Below are 2,515 nucleotides of genomic sequence, written 5' to 3' on the forward strand. Positions count from 1 at the left end.
GGCGCGGGCGTCGCCACCGGCTACTGGCGCGACCCCGGGCGGACGGCCGCCTCCTTCCTCACCCACCCGCGCACCGGCGAGCGCCTCTACCGCACGGGCGACCTCGGCCGGTACGACGCCGACGGCGTCATCGAGTTCCTCGGCCGGGCCGACGCCCAGGTCAAGATCCGCGGCTACCGGATCGAGCTGGGCGAGATCGAGACCCACCTCGCCCGCCACCCCGACGTGGCCGAGTGCGTGGTCACCACCGACGGGGAGGGCACGCGGGCGCAGCTCGTCGCGTACGTGGTCACGCCCGGCCTGGATCCGGCCTGCCTGGATCCGGTATCCCTGCGCGCCCACCTGGCCGAGACCCTGCCCGCGTACATGATCCCCACCCGCTTCGTCGCCCTCGCCCAGCTCCCCCTCACCCCGAACGGCAAGGTGGACCGACGCCGTCTCCCGGCCCCGTCGGCCGCGTCGGAGCAGACCGGGACGCGCACCCCGCCGCGGACCGACACCGAGCGCCTGGTGAGCGCCGTCTGGGCGGAGGTGCTGGACGGGACCGACTTCGGCATCGACGACGACTTCTTCGACGTCGGCGGGCACTCGCTGCTCGCCATCAAGGTCGTGGCGCGACTGCGCAGGCAGCTGGCGTCGCCGGTCGCGGTGGTGGACCTGTTCAAGCATCCGACGGTGCGCCGGCTGGCCGCGTTCGCCGACGGCGGCGCCGCCACCGGCCCGCGCGGGCTGCTGCACGAGCTGACGCCGCGCCACACCCGTACCGACCTCACGTACGTGTGCGTGCCGTACGGCGGGGGCTCGGCGGTGGCGTACCAGCCGCTGGCCGACGCGCTGCCGGACGCGCACGCGCTGTGGGCGGTGGCCATCCCCGGCCACGACGTGGGGCTGGAGGAGGAGCGGCTGCCGCTGGAGGAGGTGGCCGACCGGTGCGTGCGCGAGATCCTGGAGAAGGTACGGGGCCCGCTCGCGCTGTACGGCCACTGCGGGGTCGGGTCGGCGCTGACGGTCGCGATCGCGCGGCGGCTGGAGGCGGCCGGGCGGCGGCTCGAAGCGGTCTACATCGGGGCGATCTTCCCGTTCGCCCGGCCGGGGAACCGGGCGCTGGCGGCGCTGTCCCGGCTGGCCCGGCGCGAGTACCTGCGCAGCGACCGCAGCTACGCCAACTGGCTCACGTCGATGGGCCTCGACATGAGCGAGCTCGATCCCGGGCAGGCGCGGCACATCATCAGGAACATGCGCGAGGACACGGAGGCCGCCGAGGAGTACTTCACCGGGCTGTTCGAGGGCGCCGTGACACCGTTGCGGGCACCGATCGTCAGCGTGGCGGGCGAGCGGGATCCGGCGACCGAGTACTTCGAGGAGCGCTACCGCGAGTGGCACTTCCTGAGCCCGGCGGCCGCGGTGGTGGAGCTGGACGAGGCCGGGCACTTCTTCCTGAAGTACCGGGCGCGGGAGCTGGCCGAGATCGTGACCCGCACCCACCTCGCCCTGGACTCGGGCGCGGCCGTGTCGGGTCCGAACTGGCGGCTGCGCGAGGTCTCCCGCACCGACCACCCTGACGCGGCCACGGTCCCTGTCTCGGCCTCCGCCACAGGTTCCACGGCGGCCCCACTCCTGGTGCCGTCCGCAGGAGCCGGCGGAGAGACGGGTGCGGCGCCAGGCGGAGGACCGGACGGAGGGACGGGTGCGACGCCAGGCGGAGGGCCGCGGCCGAGTATGCGGCGGTTTATGGCCGTCGCCGGGGGCCAGCTGGTCTCGATCATGGGGTCGGCGCTGACCGAGTTCGCCATCCCCATCTGGATCTATCTCACCACGGGCTCCCTCGCCCAGTTCGCCCTGCTCGCCGTCCTCGGGCTGGTCCCCGGCATGGTCGTCGCCCCGCTGGCGGGCGCCGTCGTGGACCGCAGCGACCGCCGTACCGTCATGCTCTGCGGCGACTTCGCCGCGCTCGGCACGCAGCTTCTGCTCGGCGTGCTGTTGTGGACGGGCAACCTGCACACCTGGCACGTCTACCCGCTGCTCGCGCTGCTGTCCGTGGCGCTCACGTTCCAGCGCCTCGCGTACGCCTCCTCAGTGCCGCAGCTCGTCCCGAAGCGGCACCTCGGGCACGCGAACGGCATCGTGCAGATGGCCGGAGGGGTGAGCCAGCTCGTCGTGCCGCTGGCGGCCGCCGGGCTGATGGCCGTCATCGGGCTGGAGGGCATCCTGGTCCTCGACGTGGCCAGCTACGTGTTCGCGATCGCCGTGACGTGGCTGGTGCGCTTCCCGGCGGCCATGGCGTGGCGGCGCAAGGAGCCGGTCATGACGGAGCTGGTCGCCGGGTTCCGGTACTCGTGGGGGCAGCTCGGGTTCCGCCGGATGCTGCTGTTCTTCGCGGTCCTGAACGTGTTCCTGTCGCCGCTCTTCCTGATGATCTCGCCGCTCGTGCTGTCGTTCGCCGGGGTGCCGGACGTGGGGCGGATCTCGTTCCTGTCCGGGCTGGGCGTGCTGGTCGGCGGCCTGGCGATGACGG

At 73.4% G+C, this 2,515-nt stretch carries 1 protein-coding gene; it reads left to right on the plus strand.

Annotated elements, in window-relative coordinates; all coding sequences use genetic code 11:
* Nucleotides 1-2,515: MFS transporter (locus AB0J09_RS62125; RefSeq protein ID WP_360713539.1), on the plus strand; the 2,515-nt coding region annotated here is incomplete at both ends.

Source organism: Nonomuraea sp. NPDC049784 (genome assembly GCF_040659615.1).
Lineage (GTDB): Bacteria > Actinomycetota > Actinomycetes > Streptosporangiales > Streptosporangiaceae > Nonomuraea.